At 62.1% G+C, this 26,339-nt stretch carries 20 protein-coding genes; 7 read left to right on the forward strand and 13 right to left on the reverse strand.

Features of this window, described 5'->3' with window-relative positions:
- Positions 1-75: 75 nt before the first annotated feature.
- The gene (locus QX070_RS01170; RefSeq protein WP_315734056.1) at positions 76-1,086 is read left to right on the forward strand and encodes an NAD(P)-dependent alcohol dehydrogenase; all 1,011 of its coding nucleotides are present in this window, start codon (positions 76-78) and stop codon (positions 1,084-1,086) included.
- 275 nt (positions 1,087-1,361) lie between these two features.
- Here the strand turns inward: QX070_RS01170 and QX070_RS01175 are convergent, their stop codons facing one another.
- Genes QX070_RS01175 through zorA form a run of 4 tightly spaced genes read right to left on the reverse strand, consistent with a single transcriptional unit; the run spans position 1,362 to position 8,788 of the window.
- Positions 1,362-4,259, reverse strand: a complete 2,898-nt coding sequence (locus tag QX070_RS01175; RefSeq protein ID WP_315734058.1) for a DEAD/DEAH box helicase — start codon at positions 4,257-4,259, stop codon at positions 1,362-1,364.
- Complete coding sequence (locus QX070_RS01180; RefSeq protein WP_315734060.1) at positions 4,256-5,695, reverse strand: EH signature domain-containing protein; 1,440 nt, start codon at positions 5,693-5,695, stop codon at positions 4,256-4,258. The genes QX070_RS01175 and QX070_RS01180 overlap by 4 nt, the downstream gene beginning before the upstream one ends.
- Positions 5,692-6,714, reverse strand: a complete 1,023-nt coding sequence (locus QX070_RS01185) for a hypothetical protein (protein WP_315734063.1) — start codon at positions 6,712-6,714, stop codon at positions 5,692-5,694. The genes QX070_RS01180 and QX070_RS01185 overlap by 4 nt, the downstream gene beginning before the upstream one ends.
- Positions 6,715-6,769: 55 nt before the next feature.
- Positions 6,770-8,788: an anti-phage ZorAB system protein ZorA gene (gene zorA, locus QX070_RS01190; protein ID WP_315734065.1), complete on the reverse strand. Its 2,019-nt coding sequence runs from the start codon at positions 8,786-8,788 to the stop codon at positions 6,770-6,772.
- Positions 8,789-8,876: 88 nt separating this feature from the next.
- Here zorA and QX070_RS01195 point away from each other — a divergent pair, with 88 nt between their 5' ends.
- The 3 genes from QX070_RS01195 (at position 8,877) to QX070_RS01205 (ending at position 13,895) form a co-directional block, all read left to right on the forward strand.
- Positions 8,877-9,935, forward strand: a complete 1,059-nt coding sequence (locus tag QX070_RS01195; RefSeq protein WP_315734067.1) for a hypothetical protein — start codon at positions 8,877-8,879, stop codon at positions 9,933-9,935.
- A gap of 1,260 nt (positions 9,936-11,195) precedes the next feature.
- On the forward strand, positions 11,196-13,322 hold the full coding sequence (flhA, locus tag QX070_RS01200) for a flagellar biosynthesis protein FlhA (protein ID WP_315714040.1): 2,127 nt from the start codon (positions 11,196-11,198) through the stop codon (positions 13,320-13,322).
- 372 nt (positions 13,323-13,694) lie between these two features.
- Positions 13,695-13,895 carry a hypothetical protein gene (locus QX070_RS01205; RefSeq protein ID WP_315734069.1) on the forward strand — a complete coding sequence of 67 codons (201 nt, stop codon included), beginning with the start codon at positions 13,695-13,697 and terminating at the stop codon, positions 13,893-13,895.
- Between the two features lie 131 nt (positions 13,896-14,026).
- Here QX070_RS01205 and QX070_RS01210 read toward each other — a convergent pair whose 3' ends face one another.
- The 4 genes from QX070_RS01210 to fliI all read right to left on the reverse strand — a co-directional run bounded on the left by QX070_RS01210 (position 14,027) and on the right by fliI (position 17,623).
- Positions 14,027-15,016, reverse strand: a complete 990-nt coding sequence (locus tag QX070_RS01210; protein ID WP_315734071.1) for an anti-sigma factor domain-containing protein — start codon at positions 15,014-15,016, stop codon at positions 14,027-14,029.
- A gap of 51 nt (positions 15,017-15,067) precedes the next feature.
- The gene (locus QX070_RS01215; protein ID WP_315714037.1) at positions 15,068-15,616 is read right to left on the reverse strand and encodes a sigma-70 family RNA polymerase sigma factor; all 549 of its coding nucleotides are present in this window, start codon (positions 15,614-15,616) and stop codon (positions 15,068-15,070) included.
- A gap of 155 nt (positions 15,617-15,771) precedes the next feature.
- Positions 15,772-16,191 carry a flagellar export protein FliJ gene (fliJ, locus tag QX070_RS01220; RefSeq protein WP_008960735.1) on the reverse strand — a complete coding sequence of 140 codons (420 nt, stop codon included), beginning with the start codon at positions 16,189-16,191 and terminating at the stop codon, positions 15,772-15,774.
- A gap of 109 nt (positions 16,192-16,300) precedes the next feature.
- A complete protein-coding gene (gene fliI / locus QX070_RS01225; RefSeq protein ID WP_315734073.1) occupies positions 16,301-17,623 on the reverse strand; it encodes a flagellar protein export ATPase FliI in 1,323 nt (440 codons plus the stop codon).
- A gap of 422 nt (positions 17,624-18,045) precedes the next feature.
- On the opposite strand from fliI, the gene ctrA reads away from it, so the two are divergent.
- The 3 genes from ctrA (at position 18,046) to QX070_RS01240 (ending at position 20,640) form a co-directional block, all read left to right on the forward strand.
- Complete coding sequence (gene ctrA, locus QX070_RS01230) at positions 18,046-18,747, forward strand: response regulator transcription factor CtrA (RefSeq protein ID WP_012046382.1); 702 nt, start codon at positions 18,046-18,048, stop codon at positions 18,745-18,747.
- Positions 18,748-19,830: 1,083 nt separating this feature from the next.
- Positions 19,831-20,145 carry a hypothetical protein gene (locus QX070_RS01235; RefSeq protein WP_315734075.1) on the forward strand — a complete coding sequence of 105 codons (315 nt, stop codon included), beginning with the start codon at positions 19,831-19,833 and terminating at the stop codon, positions 20,143-20,145.
- 90 nt (positions 20,146-20,235) lie between these two features.
- On the forward strand, positions 20,236-20,640 hold the full coding sequence (locus QX070_RS01240; protein ID WP_315734077.1) for a hypothetical protein: 405 nt from the start codon (positions 20,236-20,238) through the stop codon (positions 20,638-20,640).
- A gap of 569 nt (positions 20,641-21,209) precedes the next feature.
- Here QX070_RS01240 and hydA read toward each other — a convergent pair.
- The 5 genes from hydA to QX070_RS01265 all read right to left on the reverse strand — a co-directional run bounded on the left by hydA (position 21,210) and on the right by QX070_RS01265 (position 26,196).
- A complete protein-coding gene (gene hydA / locus QX070_RS01245) occupies positions 21,210-22,613 on the reverse strand; it encodes a dihydropyrimidinase (RefSeq protein ID WP_315734080.1) in 1,404 nt (467 codons plus the stop codon).
- 12 nt (positions 22,614-22,625) lie between these two features.
- A complete protein-coding gene (locus tag QX070_RS01250) occupies positions 22,626-23,354 on the reverse strand; it encodes an aspartate/glutamate racemase family protein (protein WP_315734082.1) in 729 nt (242 codons plus the stop codon).
- A 244-nt stretch (positions 23,355-23,598) separates the two neighbouring features.
- Entirely contained in the window at positions 23,599-24,375 is a 777-nt protein-coding gene (locus QX070_RS01255; protein ID WP_315735664.1) for an ABC transporter ATP-binding protein, read from the reverse strand.
- A gap of 2 nt (positions 24,376-24,377) precedes the next feature.
- Complete coding sequence (locus tag QX070_RS01260; RefSeq protein ID WP_315734084.1) at positions 24,378-25,187, reverse strand: ABC transporter permease; 810 nt, start codon at positions 25,185-25,187, stop codon at positions 24,378-24,380.
- Between the two features lies 1 nt (position 25,188).
- Positions 25,189-26,196 carry an ABC transporter substrate-binding protein gene (locus QX070_RS01265; RefSeq protein ID WP_315735668.1) on the reverse strand — a complete coding sequence of 336 codons (1,008 nt, stop codon included), beginning with the start codon at positions 26,194-26,196 and terminating at the stop codon, positions 25,189-25,191.
- Between the last annotated feature and the right edge of the window lie 143 nt (positions 26,197-26,339).

Consider the following 26,339-nt stretch of genomic DNA (forward strand, 5'->3'; position numbering starts at 1 on the left):
CTCTTGACCCTGACAGCGCTGTCAGACCTTACAGAGTCTGCTCATCCAGGTGAATGCCCTTGGAAAGGAGCAACCATGAAAGCCTATCATGTGAATGGCCATGCCGGCGCCGGTCGCCTCGTGCGGGTAGACGTCCGCAAGCCCGAACCCGGCAATGGCGAGGTCCGCATCCGCGTCGAGGCGGCGAGCCTCAACTACCGTGACCTCATCATCCTCGACCGCGCGGGCCAAGACGGGCTGGACGGCCGCATTCCGCTTTCCGACGGCGCAGGCGTCGTCGATGCCGTGGGCCCCGATGTCGTCCAATGGCAGGTCGGTGACCGGGTCGCCGCGTCGTTCTTTCGCGATTGGGTCTCGGGTCCGTTCAAGGCCCAATACGTCGCGTCAGCGCTGGGCGGCAGCACGATGGATGGCATGCTGGCGGAACATGTCGTGCTGCCGGTCACGGCGGTGGTCGCCGTGCCGGAGCACCTCACGTCGATCGAGGCCGCGACCCTGCCCTGCGCGGCCGTTACGGCCTGGCATGGCCTCGTCACGCGCGGCGGGATGGGCCAAGGCGACACGCTGCTGGTGCAGGGCACCGGCGGCGTCGCGCTGTTCGGGCTTCAGTTTGCCACCGCGCTGGGCGCGCGTGCGATCGTGATCTCGTCCTCGGATGAGAAGCTCGCCCGTGCCAAGGCGCTCGGGGCTGCGATCCTGATCAACTACCGCACCACGCCTGATTGGGATGTGGCACTGATGACGGCGACCGACGGCCAAGGCGCCAGTCATATCCTCGAGCTCGGCGGCCCCGGCACCTATGACCGATCGATGCGATCGGTGGCCTCCGGTGGCAAGATCGTCCAGATCGGCGTCCTGACCGGATTCGGCCCGAAGCCCGACCTCGCGCGCCTGCAGTGGGAAAATGCCGACATCATCGGCGTCACCGTCGGATCGGTCGACCATTTCACCGCGATGAATCGTTTCCTGATTGACCATGCGATCCACCCGATCGTCGATCGGGTGTTTGGCTTCGACGAGGCCCCCGAGGCGTTTGCCCATCTCCGGTCCGGCTCGCATTTCGGCAAGATCGTTGTGAAGCTGTAGGCGAGGGGCAATGGCCGGCATGATCATGGGCGGATCGGCTCATGGCGGCCAGCGCTGCCGATGCCGCCATCTCAGGATGGCCGGCCTTGCGCATTTAGTGCAGCGTCACTGTAACCACTGTTGTGCTTGCGTTCGGTCGGTTGCTGCGAGCGCAGAGGCAGCGATCAATGTCCCGAGGACAGTCAAGGCGCTTGTCATGTTTCTTCCCATGCTGGCCGTCTTGTTATGAGAGAGCCTACCGGAATGACGGCCGTTCACTGGCCTCGGTCAAATCACTATCTGATGGTGGCCTGAAAGAGTTCGTTCCGGTCGGCTTCCGTCGCGTTGGGGGGAAGCAATGCGTCTCGCATCAGGCGCCGCTTCCGCTCCAAGAGCGCGTGCAAATTCTGATCGAACGAAGCAGTCGACTCCGGAAGCAACGCAAGGGGGATGTGTACCTCCACATCGCGTGTCTGGCCAATGCGTACGACACGGCCAGTGCATTGATCTTCCACCGCCGGATTCCACCAGCGAGAAAGATGGATGACGTGATTGGCGTGCGTCAGCGTCAATCCGACTCCTCCCGCGCGAGGAGAGAGAATCATCGCGTCAAACTCATCAGGGCCAACTTGGAAACGATCAACCCTCGCCTGTCGGACTGCGCCTCCAACGTTACCGTTGATGATCATCGGAGGGGCAGTCATGCCGTATCGGCGCTGAATAATTCCTGCCAATCGAGCCTGCAAATCAAGGTCATCCAGGAATATCAGAACCCGCTCGCGACGCTGAGCGATCAAGTCGAGCGCATCGAATGCGATCCGCATCCTCGCCGAGGCTTCGATAAAGTCGCTATCCGACATAAGCGGACTTCCACCAGGATGAAGAGATACTGCTCTCATCCGCTGAAGTATCTCAAGAACTCCACCAGGCTTGCTGATTTGGCGCGCATCATCGATAGCCGCCTTGTATTGGGCCAGTTGCGCGCCCGCCATTACGGCTTTCGAAACGCGCTGTATGGGTCGCGGCAAATCAGGAAGCTTGTCTTCCTTGAGACGACGCAGCAGAAGGGGCGCCCGTCCGCCATGCCAAACATCAAGGGATGATTTTAGGCGTTGAAGGCGCTCAAGGTCGGGATCCTTCTCGTAGGTGGCGCTAAAACTTTTCAAATCGCCCAAGCAAGCCGGATGAACAGCGTCCGTAATACACCAAAGATCGGCCAGCCGGTTCTCAACGGGCGTTCCCGTCAAAGCAATCCGAAACTCTGCGTTCATCGCTTTCGAGGCATCCGTTACTCGCACACCGGGCGTTTTAATCTTTTGGGCTTCATCAAACAGCAGGGCCGAAAATCGGACTTGGCCGAAATCCCGGTCATAATCCCGCAGCGTTTCGTAGGTCGTCAGTACCCAATCAGCCCGGCGAAGCTTTTCAACATCGATGCCGGGTCGCCCCTCCGGCGCACTCTTGCGGATATTCGCGAGGGCTCGTCCATAAGCCGGAACACAGGATCCAAGGCCGGGCGCAGAAAGATGGCGATCGTGTTCCGCCCGCCAGTTCTCAAGCAGGCCCGTTGGTGCCACGACCAATATCGGCGCGCGGTCGATTGCTCGTGAATCCATTCCCTCTCGCAACCAAGCGAGAAATGCCAGACTTTGGAATGTCTTTCCGAGCCCCATGTCGTCCGCAAGAAGAACTCCGGGTCGACCGCCTGCCCATGCCTTTTGAAGCCAATCCAGCCCTTCGACCTGATGATGCTTGAGTCGCGAGGCAAGGCCAGTGGGCTGCCCGAGCGGCGGCGCAGATCGCTTGGAAAAGTTCGCTTCGACCTGGATCTCCTGCTCGTTCGGTTTAATAACCAGCGCTTCTTTTTCCGAAGCTGCATTGGACTCTTTTCCAGGCGGTGACGCAAAATCCTTCGTCTGATCAAGCGGCGACCGGGCCACCTTCAGGGCTTCGAGCGCTGCAAGCGCTTCGTATGATGCAGGGACGTCAATCACTCGTCCCGCAACATCTAACGATACGGTCTTTTGATTGGCTCCAATGGCATTCTCGATGCGCGCCCTTAGTTGATCGGCTTCTTCATCGGATAGTGGAACGGTCTCTGCGCCGATGACGATGCCAGCTGCGCTAGCTGCGCCACGCCGACCTTGCGTATCGTCGCCAATTTCTGGACCAAACCAGTTTGTTGTCCCTAGCCTTATCCAGGGAAGAACTCGTCGTTGCCAAAGCCCTAGCCCAATCACTCTTTCCGCATAGCTCGAGGTCTCACGGAATACCGATTCAATAACCGTCTCCTCCGTATCGTCGCCCAAAGCCTCTCGCAAAAATGCCCTAGGTGATGCTAGGAGAGCTCGCTTTGTCGCAATGGGCGAGGATTGAACTCTCCGGACTTCCGCGAGCGCCTTCCGTAGCGGTGGCGAGAGAACAAGGTATTTTCCTTTTCCGAGCGCGTATACCGACCGAGCTGTCCCGAAACGATTGAACTGATCGCGACCAAAGGCAACTTGCTCGTCAGCCGACAGAAGCCAATCATCGGGATTTCCACCGGCTCGATGAAGGATGGGCTCAAGCTTAGCGTCGCTTCCGGCCCCGACTAAATCCAATGAGAATGCGTCCGCAACCGCGATGGCTATTTCGCCAATGAGTCCGGTCGTCTCAACTGAAGCCGACGAAATAGCCGCGGGAAGCACCTCGCGTAACGAGGAGATGGCCTTGAGACGCTCTGCCAAATCGTCATCGGGCAGCGCATGTAGGCGATCCACTCCCTCAGCAATCTCAAACAGCGCATCCGGCAACCGCTGCCAAGCGTTGCCGACACGCAGCCAAGCACCCGTTCGTTTGGCGCCGACTATCGGCTGCCCAGCAGCACGCCGCCAACTCTGTCTTATGCTGAAATCCGGACGAGCAATTATCCCCGTCGTTTCGAGATGACAGACGACGTCAGAGATCGGTGGCAGCCCTAAACTCTTGGCTTCGCTGGCCGACAGAGATGCAACCGCTCGATGCTCGATGAGTATCGTGTCGTCTTCCGAGATCGCAGCACCAGCCGCGATGAGACGCTGCGCGAGATCGACACCGGGAAGCAGAGACGCTGGCGCCTCGATCGACCATGAATCCGCGGGAATATTGCCGCGAGGGCCTGCCATGCGGAGTTCAGTCGCCTCGGGTGTTACCTGATAGTCGAAGCGGTACCTCATCGGGGCCACCAATCCTTAGGCCCAAGCACTATCTGCGTTCGCCGGGCAAGGAGTTCGGCCGCGCTTCCCTGCCATTGATTGCGGTCAGACCCGATATGGCTCAGACCCATTCCATCAGACGACCCATTCGATCCAAACCTGGCACTAGGTGGGAAGGGGAGGCCTTTTCCGGTCAATTCGGCTCGTGTGTATCTCGCGCGACCGAGTTGGGGCGCATTTGACCAATCTGCCGGCCAAGCGCGGAGCTTTCCATTATGACTCCATTCGCAAAATACCAAGCCTTTTACTCGCAGGAGCAGCACGGCCTGATCGCCGCTCGCTCCATCAAGCCTGGCAAAGGCTCTTTTCAGATCCTCTACAGCGCGAGCTGAGGCGTAGATTCGGCTTCCCAGAGCAAGCCAGGCCTCAATGGTCGCATCCTTCTCCAGACACGCTGACCAAAATGCCTCTCGATATCGCCAATGGGCATCTAATGCGTGATCAGAGATAAGGCCAAAGAACGCCTTCAATGACGCGCGAGTTAGCCATCGACGCATCAGATTGGTCGCGTGCACGCCAGCTTCCTGCCAGCGTTGCGGCTTCAAGCGAGGATCGTCGAGATGCTCTAACAAGAAGTCTTGGATCTGAAAGCGAATTGATTCGTCTGGTTCATCTTCTGCCTCAAGCCAGGGCCTCAACAGGCCCCGAGCCATTTCGCCGCGGGACTTTGGCTCGGCAAAACGGAGGCTACCTTGGGGTGCCAAAAACGCCAGGATACGCTTCAGTGTTCGGTCTGCATCCGATCTCGTCAAAGAAACCGAAGCTTTCGCAACGATCTCCTTCTGCACCGCGCGCATATAATTTCCGGCGGCGCGCAACGGATCGTCAAAACCGACCGCGGACAACTCTGCATCGAGCGCTTCTGGACCTAACATTATCCGACGAGCAAGCTTTCGCGGCCCCTCTTTGGTGTCAAATAGTTCGACTCTACGATCGGCATCTCGCCAAGATTCCAAGCGCGGATTCGGCCGCATGACCAAGAGCTGTCGTATGGCCATACCGGTGGGCCCGACACTAGGGTTCTCAAGCGAAAACGCCCTGAGCCAAGCTTCAATCAGAGCACGCGCGGTCGCATTTGACTTGTAAGCCTGCGCCCAGACCGCCTCTACCAGACCCGGAAGATCTGCAAGAGGCTGCTTCTCAGTCCAAAGAAGCCACACTGAAGCACGCAAATCACTTCGCAAGTATTGACCAGTACCTGCAGAAGACACCTTGACGAGGCGACTACGAACAGCGTCCAAAACTGCTTCGACCGGCAGCGCTATGGCGGCATCAGACGCCCTCAATGCCTCGACCGCCTTAGCGCTTTCTGACTTTACCGGGAGCCTTGACGAAGCATGCGGAAGAAGCTTCACGAAAGCATTCAGTCGATCGATTGCAAGCAACGCATGGGTCATTGGCTCTTACCCAACGCTTGTTGGATTTGTTCGCGCAATTTCATCAGTTCGTCGGACGTGCGGGCTGACAGGACAAAGCGAAGATCGATGCGGCGATTTTTATCGAACTCTGTCTGCGATGACCCCAACGCATCAGGAAGAGGACGACGCTGCCCATATCCCGAAAAGCCCAACAGAGGCTGTTGGTCAGAATTTCTTAGTGAGTCCAACGATGGCTGGGCCTGCCTAAGCTCCTTAAAAACATTTAGGGCCCTGTCCGTCGACAAACGATCGTTTCGAAGTTCGGAGTCCTTGGCAACAACAGCTCGCGCAGGCAACCGTCTCACCGGCTTCGCTAGGAGGGAGCCCTCAGTTGCGACCGGCGTAGCTGAAGGTTGAGCGATGCTTCTGTAAGCCTGTCGATCGGTGTGCCCCTCCACCAATACGGTTTCCAGGATTGGCGCCACGACACCACCGCATCCGGCTGCATCTCCGCCATTGACGTAGCACGGCAACGTGCTTGCCAGTACCGCAGCGAGCGCCTGCAACCTCGGCAGATTGTTCTTTCCGATTGTCGCGTCGCCAATCTTAAAGAGGAGATCCTCGGGAAGACGAAGGATGCCAGATGTTGGGTCGATCGAAACTGACACTCCTTTATTACTAAGGGATTGCTTCAGCGAGATCAACAATTGGCCACGAGCCGCTTCCCGATCCGCAATGTCTTTCTGCAATTGCGCAGCAGCGTCAAGCAATAGGGATCTAAATCTAGCATTTTCGGCATTAATAGCTGCTGCCCGCGCTGCCTCCCGCTTAGCGTCTGCCTCGGATTCGCGAGCTCGCCGCGTCGCCTCTGTCGCTTTCTTTTGGGCTTCAACATATTTGACATACTCAACCTTCTGGTCTTGCTCGGCCTCTCGAAAATTCAAGGCAAGCACGGTCAGCAACAGCAGAAAAATGAAGAGGATACCGACCATCATATCGCTAACCGAAGCGAAATACCCTTCTCCGCCACTTTCATCAGTCGCGTCCATCAGCGCCACAAGCCTACTCCGGAATCCGCCGTTTCATCGCTGAGCTTGGAAGTTGGGTCGACCCTCATTGGGGCTCGAGCACGCGAGTAGTGAAATCTTCCAGGGTATCCTGCAGGCCCTTCACCAGATTTCCAAGTTGAGTTGCTGCCTTTGCAAGGTTCTCATCAGTTCCGGCGACAAATACATGGACCTCGCGCGTGAAACCTTGAAGCCCATTTTGCAAGGCGACCAGAGTCTTCGAGAGTTCTTGATCAACGCCCTCAAACCGCTGAGATGCGGCCGCCAGGCTTTCGATCAGGCGTCCAGCGGCTGCGTGGGTGGCATCCAGCCGTTGGGCTACGCCAGCAATCTGATCCATAGACCTACCGACTATTTGGGCGACCTGATTCAGCGGCTCAACCGCAGTCCTCGCTGCTTGTCCAGCGAGTTGCATTTCATTTGCCGTCGCGGCCAAAGGGGTTACGGCCTCTTGCGTTGCGCGCTGTAAATCGGTCATCTTGCTGACCATCTCGTTGGTGGCCAAACTGATATCAGAGATACGCCCCGCCAGCCCTTCCGACGCACTCGCAATACAAAGAGCCGACTGTTCGGCCTCTCGCTCCCACGTCTTACTTGTGTTGGTCGCGGCATCGCCGAGTTCGCTCGCGACCCTTGAGGCGGTCGACTCGAACGTAGCCGCGGCGACTCCTACGCGCTCAGCCAGGGCGGTCAAGGCCTCCGTGCCTGTCGTTCGACTGTTCTCGGCGAGCAAGCGTAGTTCTTCCACAACCGCCTCGAGCTGCTTAGAGAGGCGCGCGGAACTCTGTGTAGCCTGTTCGCCGATCCGCGCCTCCATGCCGGCGGCAGCGACGGTGAGGCTCTCGGATACGTCTCGAGCAGCCTGCTCAAACATCTTAGCAGCTGCCTCGATTCGCTCCGACATATCACGACCGGCATTGGTCCCAGCCGCGCTCGTCTGATCGACGATGGTCCTTAGTCCGGTCGCTAGCCCACCTATCTGGTCCGTGATTCTTGAAAGCGCAGCTTCGGCACCTTCGCCCATGCGATTGGCCATCGCATCAGCGGACTGCGCCATTCGCACGGCGGCATCGCCAAGCCCTGACTGGAGTCCTTCGAGCCGTGAACTTAGACCCGCAAGGCTCTGCGCGACGTCTTGCATCCGATCGCCCGTACCGCCTTGAAGCCGTTGAACGAACGTGTCCAGCATAGCCTTCAGCGCATCTTCATTCCTTGAACCGATGCCATCGGCGAGACGTTGCATCGCGCTCGTCAGTGGCGCGATGTGCTCGCCCAGCCGGTCATTGAAGGCGTTGTCAAAAACTCCGCCAAGATTGACCGCGAGGTCAGTCGAAAACGTCTCCAATTGGATCGACTGGCGTTTGAGGAGCTCGTTGGCCTCTTGTTGCAAGGCCGCAGGAGTTAGGAGAGGCACTCTCGTTTCGAGAACCGTCAGAAAGCCATCGAGCGCTCGTTCGATGCGCTTCAAACAAGCCTTACGGAACAGCGCGTACATAATTGAGAGAAGCAGTCCGATGAGCGACGTGATGAACTTAAACGATGCAGTGGCCAGTAGATCCTGGAGCGCGGTGTTCCGCCCAGCCGGATCCGCTCCTCCTATGATACCGCCTGCCTTTCCTAACGCGGCAGCCAAGCCGAGGAAGGTGAAAAGCAGGCCGGCTCCAACCAGGAGATTTGGAAGGGCTGCATGATATCTTGCATCAACTCCAATGGCGGGAACACGCAGAAGACTTGTATCGAACCAGGCCCCCGCCCGGGCGGTAGCGCGTATCGGCCGATTGCTTTCCTGAGGCAGGACAAGGGATTCAGTATACTCGCGCCAGCGCGAACCCAAAACCGGGTCGGCAGCAATTTTCGGCGAGATGACCTCGTAGTTCCGTGCGAACTCGGTGGGGCTTCCGGTCTTTTCGATGATGCTTCTGGCACGGCCAAGCGCTCCAATCAGTCGATTTGCCCCACGAGCAAAGGAGACCCCGGATACAATGGCCCACAGCATCAGCACTATGCCGACGGCGAAAACCGTCTCGGGGTGGGTGATGAAGTGGGCGACAACCTGCATTTCCATTGATATTCAACCCAAACAAAACCCAACGCAGCGTGCGTGACGCACGCTGACACGTTCGAAAAACGTGTGTTATTTTAGCAGTACAATCATGATCATATCAATTTTTATTGGCACCCAACTCTTCGAGACCCGTGAGTGCACGCTTGTCCGCCTACCCGATGGAAGGGATGGAGCGATCTGGCGCGGACTGGCCTATCCAATAGCACGTCCGGATGGTCGCATCGAGATGGGCGGTGAAGCGTTCCCTCCAGCCGACTGCCTGCACGGGGATGCCAGCATCCAGGCGCCTCAAACCAATTTCGCGGTGATAGAGGGCGTCGAAGAAGCCTATCTGCTGCTCTCTGGATCGAGCCTAGCGTGCGAGACTGCAGCTGCGGCGCTCAAAGCTTCCGGGTATGACGTGCTCAGGATGGGAAGATATCTTGGTGATCCCGTCGACGGCATGGAAGCCGATTGGTTCATCCGCATCACGAAGCCGAGGGATGCGGGGGACTCGCTTTCGTCCCTCCTCACTGGCGTCCTCGCGGGTCAGACTCTGAACGTACATCGCCCGGAGACTGCTGCTGAACACCGTGCTCGGTTGATTGCTGGAGAACTGGCGGCGGTTAAGGCGCGCGAGGCCGCGCTGCGGGCGGAGGTCACCCGGCTAAAGCTTGAACGGACCACCGGCGTCCAAACACAGGCAGAGATCGACGAACTCAGGGCTGCCATCGAGTTCGAGCGAAGCTTGCGTCAAGAGGCGGATCTAGCGGCGTATGCGGCAGCGCAGCTGATAAACGAGCCTCGAGCAGATCGCCCCGTCAGCCCACCCGGCAAATTGAAAAGTGAAATTGAGGTGGTATTCGAAATTCTACTTCCTGACGTGCGGTTGATCCGGGACAGCTTAATCGTAATTGCTGCTGAATTCTCAAATCGGCGGGCGCTTTATCGCGGTCTCGCGGAATTGCGGAATGTAAGCGGCCGGCTACCGCCGACCTGGAAGAAGCTGAAGGGCTTGGGGGAATGGTGGGAGCGCCATATGAGCGACGGCCAGGATGACGCGGGCAGAGTCTACGCTCGACTTTCGAATACTGAGCGAATTTGGGACGTACTCATCTCGCACAAGGGCGACCAAGTGCGCGACATCGCCTGGTTAGCCCGTCAATAGTCTGCTGTCAGCAGCGCGGGCCAGATCCGCCCCACGCATTGCTGCACCATACAAATTCGGCGAACTCGTCGATGCAGCTCGATCGCACGAAGTTCATGCACACAACATCAAGTCGGCCGCAAACTAAGAAATCCGGGCATTAAAGATCGGACGTTGGGTACGCTCTGAGAGCCGTCGGAATTTCGGTGCATAGACGCCGGGGGGCTCCGAGAATTCTAGGCTGATCTTCTCCTCGCTGGGCGAGCCAGACACATAACTAGAGGACTTTGGGCTCGCCCAAAGATTCTTCTTTCATTTTTTCCGAAATTATGTATATGTCCTCCCGTCCTGCTTCCGCCGGAGGGGCGTGTCGCGACCGTCACGAGACGTGGGGAGTGGGATGCGATGGGCGCAGGGAATCGCAGCGTGGCCTCTGGTCGCGCGGACGAACGGTTCGTTGCGCACGGCGAAATCGTGCGGTCCTGACACCCCGATGCTGGTGTCCCGCGGCTGGCGTGCGCAAGCGCGCCGTCGCGCATGGTGGCCAACAAGCCCGGTGCACCAGGGAGACCACGTATAAGCCGTTCCAACCGTCGCGCAGGGAAGGCCGGGTGTTTCGGCCAGACCTGTGGTGACTGCCGCCTGCTTTTTTTGCTGCAGGCGGGCCACGGGCGCGGCCAGCGCCCGGCCTTCCCTGCGCCCTCCATCCGATCGAGGGCGGACCTGACGCACAACTCGGGCGCGCGGCGCCGCGGGAGACGATGCCGCATGTCTGCGAGAGGAAATTCATTCGTGCTTGTTCGCAGTCAGACCCGGCAGGGGCCTCATGGTTCGAGACGGCGCTGCGCGCCTCCTCACCATGAGGGTTTGGCGCCGAAACCGGAGCTGCATTTGGCCGTGAGCGGTGTGCTCATCGGGAGGAGCGCGATGGCCGGCACAATTCATCGTCCGGGGACGACCCTCGCTCCTCACCCTGAGGAGCCCGCCGTAGGCGGGCGTCTCGAAGGGCGAGGCCCGGATCGTGGCGGCGTAACGGAGATGCGGCAGGAGAGCGCATCCCGTCTCCCCCACAACCCTTTGTTAACCGCCATTAACCGAACGCTAACCAACCACCGGGCAAAAATTGCCGGGTGGAATGTGCGTGTCGTGGTTGGGTGCAGTTGACGGAGGAGACCTTCCGTGGACGCCGGCGCGGTACCTCAGTTTCGGAACGGCGGCCCTGCGGCCGTCGCGCAGTCGTTTGGGGCCGGCACACGCGGCCGGCGGGAAGGGGCGAAAGCCATGGTCGACGTCACGGCGGGTCAGGGGGTCGGATCTCCGGCCGGCGGGTTCTCATTCGCTGACCTCAAGACAGCAGTCCTGCGCGGCGACATCGCGCTGGCGCTCGGCATCCTTACCATCCTGGTGGTGCTGATCCTGCCGCTGCCCTCGCTGGTGCTCGATCTGTTCCTGGCGATCTCGATCACCCTGTCGATCCTGATCCTGATGACCGCTTTGTTCATCCAGGCGCCGCTGGAATTCTCGTCCTTCCCGACCATCCTCCTGATCTCCACGATGCTGCGGCTGTCGCTCAACCTGGCTTCGACCCGGCTGATCCTGTCGCGCGGCCACGAGGGCACCGATGCGGCCGGGCACGTCATCGAGGCATTCGGCAACTTCGTGATGAGCGGCAATTTCGTCATCGGCATCATCGTGTTCGCCATCCTGGTGACGGTGAACTTCGTCGTCATCACCAAGGGTTCGGGCCGCATCGCCGAGGTCGCGGCGCGCTTCCATCTGGACTCCATGCCCGGCAAGCAGATGGCGATCGACGCCGACCTCTCCGCCGGCCTGATCGACGAGAAGGTCGCCAAGATCAGGCGCAAGGAGCTGGAGGACGAAAGCGGCTTCTTCGGCGCCATGGACGGTGCCTCGAAATTCGTCCGCGGCGACGCCGTCGCCGGCCTGCTCGTCGTCTTCATCAACATCATCGGCGGCATCATCATCGGCGTCGCCCAGCAGGGTCTCGGCTTTGCCGAGGCCGCCCGCACCTACACCACGCTGACCGTCGGCGACGGCCTCGTCACCCAGGTGCCGGCGCTGATCGTCTCGACCGCCGCGGGCCTCCTGGTCTCCAAGGCCGGCGTCAGCGGTGCCGCCGACAAGGCGCTGATCAAGCAGTTCTCGGGCTATCCGCAGGCGCTCGGCATGTCGGCCGCCGTGATGCTGGTGCTGGCGCTGCTGCCGGGCATCCCGACCCTTCCGTTCCTGGCGCTCGGCGGCGGCGCCGCCGCGCTCGCCCTCAAGGCGCGCAAGCAGAAGGAGGTCGCGAAGGCCGAGGAGGTCGCCGCGGCTGCAGCACCGGCGGCGGCTGCCACCGCCGCGGCTGCCGAGGAGCCGATCTCGGCCGCGCTCAAGATCGACGACCTCAAGATCGAGCTCGGCTATGCGCTGCTGCCGCTCGTGAACGCACCCGACGGCACCGACCGCCTGACCGACCAGATCAAGGCGCTGCGCCGGTCGCTCGCGATCGAGATGGGTTTCGTGATGCCGTCGGTGCGCATCCTCGACAACGTTCAGCTCGAGGCCAACACCTACATCATCAAGATCAAGGAGGTCGACGCCGGCTCCGGCAAGATCTGGCCGAGCCAGTTCATGGTCATGGACCCCGGCGGCAACCAGGTTGCGGTGCCCGGCATCCACACGACGGAGCCGACCTTCGGCCTGCCCGCCACCTGGGTCGACGCCGGCCTGAAGGAAGAGGCGACGCTCAAGGGCTACACGGTCGTCGACGCGGCGACCGTGCTGTCGACGCACCTGACCGAGCTGCTCAAGGCCAATATGAGCGACCTGCTCTCCTACGGCGAGGTGCAGAAGCTCCTGAAGGAGCTGCCGAAGGAGCAGAGCGAGCTGGTCAAGGACATCGTGCCGACGCAGATCACGATTTCCGGCATCCAGCGCGTGCTGCAGCTGCTGTTGTCGGAGCGCATCTCGATCCGCGACCTCTCGACCATCCTCGAAGGCATCGCCGACGCGCTCGCGTTCTCGCGCAACCCGGCCACGATCGTCGAGCACGTGCGCGCCCGCCTCGCCCGCCAGATCTGCGCCCAGAACACCTCGCCGATGGGCTACCTGCCGCTGATCGCGCTGTCGGCGAGGTGGGAGCAGGCGTTTGCGGAATCGCTGATCGGCCAGGGCGAGGAGCGCAGCCTGGCGATGCAGCCGTCGAAGCTGTCGGAGTTCATGACCGCGACGCGCGATGCGTTCGAGCGCGCCGCACGCGAAGGCGAGTCGCCGGTGCTGGTGACGTCGGCGGCGATCCGACCCTTCGTGCGCTCGCTGGTCGAGCGCTTCCGGGCCCAGACCACGGTGCTGTCGCAGGCAGAAATCCATCCGCGGGCGCGGCTGAAGACGGTGGGGAGCGTGTGACGGCTGGCGTTGCGGAACCGCGGAATCCCGAGCGCGTTTGATCAGCGGGGCCGGCGCCAGGCGCCGGCTTTTGCCGTTTTTACCGGCAGACCACCCCTTGCTTTACCGCCACATGCAAACAAATTCTTAAATTTGCGTTAAGTAGCTGAAGTTTCATCCGCACATCGAACAAGCAGTCAAATTATTGATATAGCTATATAAATGTATATTTCATCGACTTTCGATCGCGAAGCATCACGCCTTATCACACACTTGTGATGTGGTCTACGAAACAGAATTGAGGTTTCCTACGTTAGTTCACGCGAGACGATGAACCGGAAAGCCCCCGGCTCACACGAATCAGCGAAGGACGGAAGACGGCAGGAGGCTTCCATGAACCACTCGATTTACAGCGCGGATCGGACCACCCACCTCAAGATCGTGGTGGTGGCGCTCGTGGCTGGCATCGCAGTGGCCGGCTTCGGCATCTCCGCCCGTCTCAACGCGGAGCCGAACTACGCGCAGACGGCAAAGGTCCTCAAGGCCGGCAAGCCGGTCGTGGTGACGAGTTCGGAGACGTCGCTGGTTCGCTGACAGGAATTTCCCGAATTCACGCGGTTCTCACAGCCCCCCAACTGGCCGCGTGGATATGTAGTAGACCCAACCCCAAGTCGACTACTGAAAACGCCCGCTCCCCACGGGCGTTTTCTTTTTTGGGCCCTGAATCACCGCGCCGGCGGCACCGTCTCGATCAGCTTGCCGGTAAACACGATCGGCCCGGTCGCCTGCCCAGTCGGCGACCCGCCCTCGGGCTCGACAGTGACGGCGTAGGTCGCACGACTCACGGTGTCGGCGTCGTAGGACGAGAGAACGGGACGGCTGGTGAAGTCGCTGCCACCGATCACGCCGAGCGAGCGCGGCTTCTGCAGCTTGTCGGATACGAGCCACAGCTCGAAGCTCTTGCCCGGCTCCGGCGCAGCGCCGACCCGGCGCACGGTGTAGCTTTTGCTGGCAGCATCGACGGTCAAGATGAACGCCGGCGACGCCGCGTCCTTCTGCAGGAGAGCAACGAACTGGGCGGAGGGTTGCGCGACCGGCACCTTGACCTCCACAGTCTGGATCCGCGGCTTCGGCCGCAATGGCTGCGGCAAGAGATCGGGGCGGTAAACCTGGACACCGACCAGCGCGAGCAGCACGGCCGCGAGCGCGGTCATGATGTTGGCGACCGCGCGCAACTGCCGGACCTTGGACGAGAGCCGCACCACATTCGCATCATCGTTCGCGATCTCATGCGCTGCAGACGCGCTGCGCGTCGCGGCGACGGCCGCGACCTCAGGCTCGGGCGCCTCGACCGGGGCCGCTTCGATCGGCAGGGCTTCCGCCGCGACAGGCGAACCCTCGGGAGGCGCAGGGTCAGGATGAACAGCAAAGACTGGAGCCTCGGCCACCGCCACCGGTTCAGCCGGCGGCGCGCTCTCGGCGAACGCGCGCAACCGCGCGATCTCGGCCTTGATGCGCTCCCACAGCTCGGGGCGCGGCTCGACCAGCCCGACCATCTGGTTGAGCGGACCGAGACGAAATTCCCACGCCTGGACCAGCGCGACAAAATCCTTGTCGACCGCCATCATGGTCTCGACCTGCGCCCGTTCGGCGGCGTCGAGCGTCCCGAGCGCATATTCCGCCGCCAGCGCGATATGGTCTTCGCTATACGCCATCACAGGTCCAGGTCACGTCCTACAAGGTCTCTCGCCGGCTCGAACGGCACCTCATCCGAGACCGAGGCATTGGCGGATGTCCATCATGCTCCGCCGCAACCAGGTCTTCACCGTGTTCACCGGCGCCTCGAACTTGGTCGCCAATTGCTCGCGGCTCCAGCCGTTATAGTAGGCAAGCAGCACGAGCTTCTGGCGGTCGGGCTCGAGCTGGCCGACACATTCCAAAAGACGCTTGAGCTCCTCCGACATCTCGCGCCGCGCCAGCGGATCCGGCGTCTCGGCCGCAACCTCGAGCGCGGAGGGCTCATCCTCCAAAGACAACTCACCGCGCTTGCGCACCAGGTCGATGGCGCGGTTGCGGGCGATGGCGGCCATCCAGGTGATCGGGGAAGAAACGGCCGGGTTGAACTGCGCGGCGTTGTTCCAGACCTTCACATAGGTCTCCTGGACGACCTCCTCGGCGAGGTCCTGTCGGTGCAAGATACGGAGCACGACGCCATAGAGTTTCGCGCGCGTCGCCGCGTAGAGGCGCTCGAAGGCGGCCTCGTCCCCTTTGGCAACAGCGGCAAGCAACCAGACCAGCTCTGCCGGCGTCAGCATTCAGCGTCCCCGAAAATCGCCCCACTCCCTCGTTCGAGCCTACGTCCTCCCGTAGCACAAGTCCTGGGCAACTCTCCACCGGGGCGGGCGCGACGAAAAACCCGGACCTCGCGGCCCGGGTTTTCGAAAGCGACAGCCGCGACGGCGACAGGGGCTCAGGCGATGACGCCGAGCCGGGCGCGCATCAGGCCGATAGAGTCCATGTCGGCCTGCTCGCGGGCGCTCTCCTCGGCCTTTTCGCGGGCCTGGTCACGCTCGTCGAGCAGTTCGACCTTCTTCATCTCCTCGAACGCCTCGGACAACGCGGCCTTGGCGTCCTCGAGCTGGGCGCGCAGCTCGTCGGCCGAGCGCGTCAGGTTTTCCCGGCGCTGGATCGCGGCCTTGGCGTAGGTCGGATAGGCAAAATGGGTCGGGTCGTTGATGCCGGCCCGCTCCTGCTCGGTCTGGATCTCCCGCTCGAGCTCGGCCGACATGCGCTGGAAGTCAGCGATCATGCCCTCGATCTGCGTCACCCGGCGGCGTTTCTCATCCACCTGAAACTTCTTCAGACGGATCAGCGTTTCGCGCGACTTCATCGACTCATACTCCCCAGAAGTCCCGTGTACGGCGCGGGACAGGGCCGGCCGCCCTCCCTGGGCTCGCCGACTAGGCTCGTTACATGGAGGGGATGATTACCCGACAAAGTTAGCTTTCCGTTTCCAAGCGCCCCAGGATCTGTTCCAGTTCCCGATACCCGCTTTGCAACGTCGAGACCTCGTCCTTGCGCTGGCGCAGGAACGCCTCCAACGGCTCGTGCAGCCGGATCGCCTCGTCGACCTCCGGACTGGAACCGGCGCGGTAGGCGCCGAGCCGGATCAGCTCCTCCATGTCGGCGTAGGTCGCCATCACCTGGCGCGCCCGCATGATGGTCGGCAAGAATACGGGGTCGGCCGATTTCGGCATCGTCCGCGACACGGATTTGAGGACGTTGATCGCCGGATAGCGGCCGCGTTCGGCGATCGAACGTTGCATCACGACGTGGCCGTCGAGAATGCCGCGCACCGCATCCGCCACCGGCTCGTTGTGATCGTCGCCATCGACCAGCACCGTGAAGATCCCGGTGATGGTGCCGTCGCCGCTGCCCGGCCCCGCCCTCTCCAGCAGTTTCGGCAGCTCGGTGAACACGGTGGGCGTGTAGCCCTTGGCGGTCGGCGGCTCGCCAGCCGACAGCCCGATCTCGCGCTGCGCCATCGCAAAGCGCGTCACAGAGTCCATTAGACAAAGGACATCCTTGCCCTCGTCGCGGAAATATTCGGAGATCGCGAGCGTCAGATACGCCGCCTGCCTTCGCATCAGCGCCGGCTCGTCGGAGGTCGCGACCACGACGACCGAGCGCGCGAGACCCTCATCGCCGAGATCGTCCTGCAGGAACTCCTGCACCTCGCGGCCGCGCTCGCCGATCAGTCCGATCACCGACACCGCCGCATCGACGTTGCGCGCCAGCATCGACAGCAGCACCGATTTGCCGACGCCCGAGCCGGCGAAGATGCCGAGCCGCTGACCGCGGCAACAGGTGAGAAAGGTGTTCAATGCGCGGACGCCGAGATCGAGCGGCGAGCCGACGCGCCTGCGCGAATGCGCCGGCGGCGGATTGTTCCGATAAGGAACCGGCGAGGCGCCCTGCGGCAGCGGCCCCTTGCCGTCGATCGGCTCGCCCATCGCATTGATGACGCGGCCGAGCCAGGCCGGCGACGGCCGCACCTGGTTGGCCGCATTGGCGATCACGGCGCGGCAGCCGCGGCGCACGCCCTCCAGCCCGGCGAACGGCATCACCACGGCATTCTTGCCGGAGAAACCGATCACTTCGGCAGGGATGTAATTGTTGCCGGTCTCGATCACGATGCGCGCGCCGACCGACATCGCATGAATCGGCCCGGCGATCTCCACCATGAGTCCCTTCACGCCGACGACACGCCCATAGGTGTTCACGGCGTCGATGTCGCTGATCTGCTCGGCCAGGGCCTTCATTGCCAAAGCGCCTTCATCGCGAGAGAAAGTTCATTGCGCCAGAGCCTTCATTGCGAAAACCTTAAGTAGGGGCAGATTCGCGTCGTCGGCTTAACTCTGTGTTTACTCGCATCATTAATCATTACGTCATGGTCTGGAGTGACTGACGTGCTTCGCTTTGCCGCCTTCGAAAAGCGGTGAGATCTGAGAGTCGGTTAGGTCCATCTCTTAACATGGAGCTTGAACGAGGACGGCTAAGAAAAACTGCCTTATCGCAACACCTTACGGCGATTCGATAAAAATTGCACGGATAGAGCTTGCGGAGGGGAATCAGGATTTGTTAACCATCTCTCGTCAGGATCCGAATCAGTTGTTCAAAGGCGTTTTGAGTGCCGCGATGGCGGCCGACCTGACGCCCGGAGCGGCGACTATGGGGAACTGGCATGCGCGTTTTGCTGATTGAGGATGACAGCGCCGTCGCGCAGTCGATCGAGCTGATGTTGAAGTCTGAGAGCTTCAACGTCTACACGACTGACCTTGGCGAAGAAGGCGTCGACCTCGGCAAGTTGTACGATTACGACATCATCCTTCTCGACCTCAATCTGCCCGACATGTCCGGTTACGACGTGCTCAAGCAGCTGCGCGTCTCGAAGATCAAGACGCCGATCCTGATCCTCTCCGGCCTCGCCGGGATCGAGGACAAGGTCAAGGGTCTCGGCTTCGGCGCCGACGACTACATGACCAAGCCGTTCCACAAGGACGAGCTGATCGCCCGCATCCACGCGATCGTCCGCCGTTCCAAGGGCCACGCCCAGTCGGTCATCCAGACCGGCGACCTCGTCGTCAACCTGGACACCAAGACGGTGGAGGTCGGCGGCCAGCGCGTGCACCTGACCGGCAAGGAATACCAGATGCTGGAGCTGCTCTCGCTCCGCAAGGGCACCACGCTCACCAAGGAGATGTTCCTCAACCATCTCTACGGCGGCATGGACGAGCCCGAGCTGAAGATCATCGACGTCTTCATCTGCAAGCTGCGCAAGAAGCTCGCCAACGCCTCCGAAGGCCGCAACTTCATCGAGACCGTCTGGGGCCGCGGCTACGTGCTGCGCGAGCCGCACGACATGGACGAGCGCATCCCCGCCTGATCTTTCACTGGGTACTCCGGCAGGCCTCACCGGCTTGCTCCTCCCAGACTGGGCCCCGCCGCAAATGGCGGGGTTTTTGTTTGTGGGGGGTGTGATTGCTGTGGGGCCGGTGCTTGTTTGCTCGGAGCCTTGGGGGCGCTCGACCCAAACTCTCGCGACCCGATCGGTGCGCTCCCCTCCCCCTTGCGGGGAGGGGTCGGGGGTGGGGGTCCACGGAAATGGACTTCATGGAAGCCACCCCACCGACAGCTGATTAGTTAGTCATCCCTATAGCGCACACGCCGCTCGTGCCTGCATGCGCCACAAACTTCGTTCGGAGCAAGAAACCCCCACCCCCAACCCCTCCCCGCAAGGGGGAGGGGAGCCCACCGCTTCTGCCGCGCCTACGCGCCTCAAACCCCGAACTCCCAAACACGACCACCCTCGCCTTCCAGCAATGCGAGCACGAAGCTCGATAGAGCCTCGACCGCGATCCACGCCCCGCGCTTCAAACCTTCCGTCATCCCAAGCTTTCGCGATCTCGCGGCGCCCAGCGCCCGAGCTATGCATCCATCTCACCGCCCTCCTCTCACTGAGGGCGCAGGGAAGGCCGGGCGCTGGCCGCGCCCGTGGCCCGCCTGCAGAAAAGAAAGCAGGCGGCAGTCGCCACAGGTCTGGCCGAAACACCCGGCCCTCCCTGCGCGATGGTTTTACGATTTATACGCGATCTCCCTGGGGACCGGCTGTCTTGCCCCCATCACCCGCAGGCAGCTCATCAGCAACGCCCACAAGCTTGACCTCAGCACCGGGAGGCCAGGACCACGCGACTTCACCGTGCGCCGGGGATCGTTCGTCGGCACGGCCAAGCCATGCTGCGACCCCACAGCGCCCATCGCATCCCACACCCGACGTCCGTGACGACCGCGAAGCGTCCCCTCGTTGGGGCGGGACGGCGCGCAGTAGAGCACATTTTTCGGAAAAACAAAATAGAATTTCGATAAACAGAAATCATATTCCTTTCAGGCGTTCGAACGGTCACCGCCAAGGCTTGCGTTCCCGATCGAGACCCTGTCGAACGCTCCTGTTTCGGATCGGCGATCTGCCATGAGCGGCTTCGCGCAAGTCACCTGCGATGCCCATGCGGCGCAGAGCTCGGTCCCAATTCCGATCACCACGCTCGGCGGGGTGGTGTCGACCAGTTGCCAGAACGTGCTGAGCAGCGATCGGCTTCTGGTCGACATGACGACCGGCGTTTCGCAAGTCGAAGTCGATAGCGGTACGGTGAAGGCATCGGTCAAACCCGTCGTCAGAGGCATGTTGCGGAGCGACATCGGCTCCGCCGGGCACCGCGCCAAAGCCGAAGAAATGATGCCAAAAGTCGTGCGGACCGTGACGTCGCACCCGCTTTTAGTACCTTGAGTTGCATCAAAGACGGTCAGCAAGTTCCGTGGCAGGCTAACATTGACGGCGTATCCGTCATCAATGGTCCTTCAACGTGAGGAGTTCACTATGGCTAGAAGCATTGCTGTTGGTCTTGTTATTCTCGCCGTCTCTACATCTGCGGCCTTGGCCGGACATCGTACTCATCATGCAAGAGGTACTCATGCAAAAGCCAGTGCGGCTCAGCAGGTCGGGGCGGGCAAAAGTGATCGCGACCAATATGGAAATATGCAGGTCAATCCCGGAACTCCGGGCCTGAGCGGCAGCAACGCTGACCTACATGCAAAAACGCATCGCGATTCCGGCTACAGGCCGAAGAGTGACTACAATGCAGACGGGACCATGCGGGTTGACAGCGGAACTCCGGGCGCAAGCGGCAGCAACGCTGCCCTACATCGTAGAACGCACCGCGATTCCGGCTACAATCCCAAGAGTGACTACAACGCGGACGGGACCCTGCGGGTGCATCATTAGTCGCTTCTTGCGACCACGTGATGAGCCCGGAGCGTTCCGCGCACCGGGCTTTCACGTCCACGAAAACTAGCTGTCCTTGCATTGACCGACAGCGATTTCATGTCGGCTGTTCTGTAACGGCGGGCCCATGAGTCTGGCCGGTCGCGCTGGCGGCACCGTACGCGCGGACGCCATGTAGGAGCTAGTCGCGGAGATACTGTTCCTGCTGTCGCCCGGGGCGTCGAACCTGACCGGCGCATTCTACGCGACGGACGGCGGATGGACGGCCTATTGAACCCGCTTCCAGTCCGCTGAGGACTGGAACGATCGTTCACCCACGATCAGCTTCGAGCAAAGAGACGAGATCATGATGCGATCCCGCGGACCCACATCATGATCAGGGTCTCGGAAGAGCCGCGGACCTAGCGGCACTCCTTGTCTGACGGTTGTTCACGGGAGCGATATCGCAATTGGCCGTCATTGCGAAGGGCGAAGCGACGACGCAATCCAGAGTCGCGAGCTCGAGTTTGGATTGCTTCGCTGCGCCGCTGCGCTCGCAATGACGGATGGGAAGAGCGTGCTTAGGCCACTCAGGCCACTGCACCCGGCTTGCCGCGCGTAACGTAGCGGCCGTCGCCCTTGGCGCCGACCAGCTGGCCGTCGCGCACGACAAATTTTCCGCGCAGCATCGTCGCGACCGGCCAGCCGGTGATCTCGATGCCTTCATAGGGCGTGTAGTCGGAGCCGTGGTGCAGGCCGGACTGGCTGATCTTGGCCGTCTTGGTCGGGTCCCACAGCGCGATGTCGGCATCGTAGCCGATCGCGATGGAGCCCTTAGCCCTCAGCCCATACGTCTTGGCGTGGTTAGTGGCGGTGAAGGCGACGAACTGGTTCAGGGTGATGCGGCCCTTGTTGACGCCTTCGGAGAACAGGATCGGCAGCCGCGTCTCGACGCCGGGGATGCCGTTCGGCACCCAGCGAAAGCTGGTGCGGCCCTTCGGCGTCAGCTTGCCGGCCTCGTCGTCATAGCGGAACGGGCAGTGATCCGACGAAAACAGCGAGAACACGCCCTGCTGCAGGCCCTCCCAGCACGCCTCCTGGCTGGCCTTGTCACGCGGCGGCGGCGAGCAGACATATTTGGCGCCTTCCATGTTGAGGCCCTGCATGTCCTCTTCGGTCAGCACCAGATATTGCGGGCAGGTCTCGCCGTGGATCTTCAGGCCGCGCGCCTGCGCGCGGCGGATCTCCTCCATCGCCTCGCGGTTGGAGACGTGGACGATGACGATCGGCACGTCGATCAGCTCGGCCAGCGAGATCGCGCGATGGGTCGCCTCGCGCTCGACCGGAATCGGCCGCGACTTGCCGTGATAATACGGCGCGATGTTGCCGGCGCGCTCCAGGCGGTCGGTGAGGAAGCGGATGGCGTCGTAGTTTTCGGCGTGAATCTGCACCAAGGCCCCGCGTTCGCGCGCGACCTGCAGCACGCCCAAAATCTCGTAGTCGCTGAGCGCGAGGCCCTCATAGGTCATGAAGATCTTCAGCGACGAATAACCGTCGGCGACCAGCGCCGGCAGCTCCTGGCCGAGCACGGCGTCGGAGGGGTCGGCGATGATGAGGTGGAAGGAGTGGTCGACGTAGCAAGCGTTGTCGGCGAGGGCATGATAGTCCTTCAGCGCTGATCGCAGCGGCTGGCCCTTCTCCTGCAGGCAATACGGCATCACGAAGGTGTTGCCGCCGAACGCCGCGGCGCGCGTCGCACTCTCGAAATCATCGGCCATGACGATGCCGGGGCCGGAGGGCTGGCTGATATGGACGTGGCTGTCGATGCCGCCCGGCAGCACCAGCAGGCCCGTGGCATCGACGATCTCGTCGGCGTCGGTGATGGCCTCGCCGATCGCGACGATGCGGCCGCTCTTGATGGCGACATCGGCCTTGAACGTATCGCTCGCGGTGGCGACGGTGCCGTTGCGGATGGCGGTGTCGAATGCAGCCATGTGACGTCCTTCTCAGGCGAAGTTCTTGAACAGCGAGCCCCAGCCGGTCACGGCGGCCGGATCGACGCCGGCGACCTTCAGGCTCTTCCATACCACGGTGGCGATGGTGTCGAGAATCGGAATGCCCGTCTCCTGCTCCATCCTGTCGACCAGCGGCGCGGCGCGCAGGTTGGTGCAGACGACGGCGATCGCATCGGGCTTCTCGGCCGCGACCTCGCGGATCATGCGCTCGAGCTGCGCCTCGGTGACCTCGGCGAAGGAGAAATTGTCCTGCAGGCCGAGATGGCGGTCGCCGCCGCAACCGATGCCGAGCGTCTCGTAGTTGGCAATGATCCGCGCCTGCACGTCGTCGCGATAGGGTGTGACATAGCCGAGCCGCTTCACGCCGGATCTCGTCAGAATCTCGTTCAGCGCCAGCATCGAGGTGGTCGCGGGAATGCCGGTCGCCGCGGTGATCTGCTCGCACAGCTTGACGTCGGCCTCGAAGCCGAGCCAGCCGGACGAGGTGCCGTTCCAGCCGATGACGTCGACCCTGGCATGCGCGAGCAATTCTGCCGCGCGCAGGATGTTCGATGTGTCGAACTGCGCCAGCGCGTCGGTCGACAACGCGATCTCAGTGACCTTGAAGCGCGAGAAATGCGCGGAGACGCTGGGCAGCCCGGCGACCATGGCCGAGGTGATCGGCTCCAGGGCGGTGTTCGACGACGGCGTCAGCATGCCGAGGAGAGTGCGTTTGGTCATGAGTGGCTCACCTTATGCCAAGCGATGCGATCGCACGTGGCGTGCGGGAAAACCTCTCCCGCTTGCGGGGGAGGTCGGATCGCATCGCAGATGCGATCCGGGTGGGGGACATCTCTCCTCACGGGCAGTCTGCCGTGTGGCGCCCCCACCCCTGCCCTCCCCCGCAAGCGGGAGAGGGGGCGCACTGCCGTTGGGGCGATGGCTCGGGCCCAACGACTCGCGTTCAGATGGGCGCGGGCCATCCTCACACCCGCTCCCCCTGCTCCGCCCGCTCGCCGCGCAGCAGCGCCAGGATGTGGCGCTTCAGCGCGTTGAACTGCGGCGAGGTAATATCCCGTGGCCGCGGCAGGTCGATCGGGATGATCTCGACGATGCGGCCGGGACGTGCGCTCATCACCGCGACATGGGTGCCGAGCGTCAGCGCCTCGTCGATGCCATGGGTGACGAACACGATCGTGCCCTGGTGCTGCTGCCAGATCCTGACAAGCTCGGTCTGCATGTCCATGCGGGTCTGCTCGTCGAGCGCGCCGAACGGCTCGTCCATCAGAATCACTTGAGGATTCATCAGCAGCGCCCGCGCGATGCCGACGCGCTGGTTCATGCCGCCCGACAGCTCCGACGGATAGTGGTTCTCGAAGCCGGTGAGCCCGACCATGTCGATATAGACCTGCGCCCGCGCGCGGCGCTCGGCCTTCTGGCCGCCGCCTAGCAGCAGATGAAAGGCGACGTTCTCCCACACCGGCATCCACGGCATCAGATTGGCGTGCTGGAACACGACGCCGCGATCGGCGCCGGGCGCCGTCACCGTCTCGCCGTCGACGGCGATGCGGCCCGCGCTCGGCTGCTCGAATCCGGCGATCATGTTGAGAAGGGTCGACTTGCCGCAGCCGGACGGGCCGAGCAGGCAGACGAACTCGTTGCGCGCGATGCTGAGGCTGATGTCGGCGAGCGCCGTCACCTCGGCGTTGCGCTTCCTGTCGGTGAAGATCTTGGAGACGCTGGCGATCTCGATCGCGACCATGCTCATTCCCCGCCGCCCAAGGTGGTGTTGCGCTGCCAGTGCAGCACGCGCGCCATCACGAAGCGGATGGCGAGATCGCTGCAGAAGCCGAGCAGGCCGATGCTCGCCATCGCCGCCAGCACCAGATCGTAACGCAGGAAGTAGTAGGAATCCCACAGCACGTAGCCGAGCCCGCTCTTCACCGCGACCATCTCGGCCGTCACGGTGAGCATCCAGGCCGATCCGATGCCGATGCGAAGCCCGGCAAAGATGCTCGGCATCGCCGCGGGCACGACGATGTAGCGCAACAGCTTGCGCTCGCTGCCGCCGACCATGGCGCCGGCGCGAATGAGATTGCGGTCGCAGGTCTTCACGCCGTGGATGGTGTTGAGCAGGATCGGAAAGAAGGCGCCGAGAAACACCAGGAAGATCGCCGGCTTGTTGGCGATGCCGAACCAGATGATGGCGAGCGGGATCCACGACACCGGCGGGATCGGCCTGAGCATCTGCAAGGTCGGCTCGATCACGATCTCGGTCTTGCGCGACCAGCCGATCGCGACCCCGAGGCCGACGCCGAGCAAAGTGGCGATGGCAAAGCCCGCCGCGACGCGCGACAGGCTCGCCAGCATGTCGGCGAGCCAATGCGCGCTGTAGGTCTGGGTGTTGCCGTCGGTGCCGACCAGCCAGTCCGCCCACGCCCACAGCACCGTCGACGGCGCGGGCAGCAGCGCCGCCGGCAGCGCGCCGGAGCGCGAGAACGCCTCCCAGCCCGCGAGCACCAGCACGGGCACGATGGTGCGGTCGAGCTTCCTGAGCTGGGCGAGCGCGGCCATCTCAGTAGCCGAGCTCGGTCTTCGGCTTGCCGGTCGCCGCTTCCAGGAAGCGGTAGTCGAGATTCTTCTCGACCGCGGCCGTGACATCCGAGTTGATGTATTTGAGGTCGCGCATCATCGTGGCGATGGCGAGCGCGGAGGAACGATACATTTTCGGATCGGGATCGAGGTTCTCCACCGCGCCAGTCGCGATCGCCTTGTCGAGGCCGGTGATCTTGGAGATGACCTCGATCAGCGCCGGCTTGTCGGCCGCGATGTGCGCGTCGACCTTGACGACGGCACGCACCACGCCTTCGAGCCCCTTCGGGTTGGAGGCGATGACGTCGGAGCGGGTCAGGATCAGATTGGTCAGCTTGCCGGCGGCCTGGTCATAGGGGAAGCCGAAGAACTTCGCCGCCTTGGCCTGCATGATCTGGGTCGCGAACGGCTCGACGGTGCAGATCAGTTCGACCTCGCCGCGGCGCAGCGCCTGCAGATGATCCGAGGGGTTCGGGATGTTGATGAACTGCACGTCCTTGTTGATGTCGATGCCCTGCTTGGCGAAGGCACCGCGCATGTGGATGTCCTGCGCATTACCGCGCGAGGCGGCGACGCGGAACGGCTTGCCGTCGGTCTTGTATTTGGCGATCAGCGCCTTCAGCGCGGCCCAGTCGCCCGGCGCGATCTCAAGATCGTTGCCGAGCAGGATCGCCGAGCCGCCATTGACCTGGCCGGAGATGGCGACGACATCGAAGCCTTTGTCGAGCGCGATGGCGTAGTGCAGATAGGTCACCTGGGCGACGTCGATGTTCTTCGACACCAAAGCGGTCAGCGCATCGGTGCCGGTGTTGAAGCTGACGGCGTCGATCGCGACGCCCTCCGCGAATTGCGGCGTCAGCGACATCGGCGTGCAATGCGCGCATTTGGCGTAGCCGAGTTTGATCTTGGCGGCGTCGTCGGCGAAGCTGAGCGAGGGCAGCGCGAGCGCGAGCAGGGCGAGAATGGGCAGCACGAAACGTTTCACATCCATCTCCAGGGCAGGTCGATCCACGGGATTGTCACGGCTTGTCCTCTCATCAGCAAACGACATGCCAACTGGATGCGATATGCAATGTTGATTTTATACAACAAAATCAATATGAAATAGCATATCAAACTTGGAGAACCTGCCTG

Source organism: Bradyrhizobium sp. SZCCHNR1093 (genome assembly GCF_032381175.1).
GTDB lineage: Bacteria > Pseudomonadota > Alphaproteobacteria > Rhizobiales > Xanthobacteraceae > Bradyrhizobium.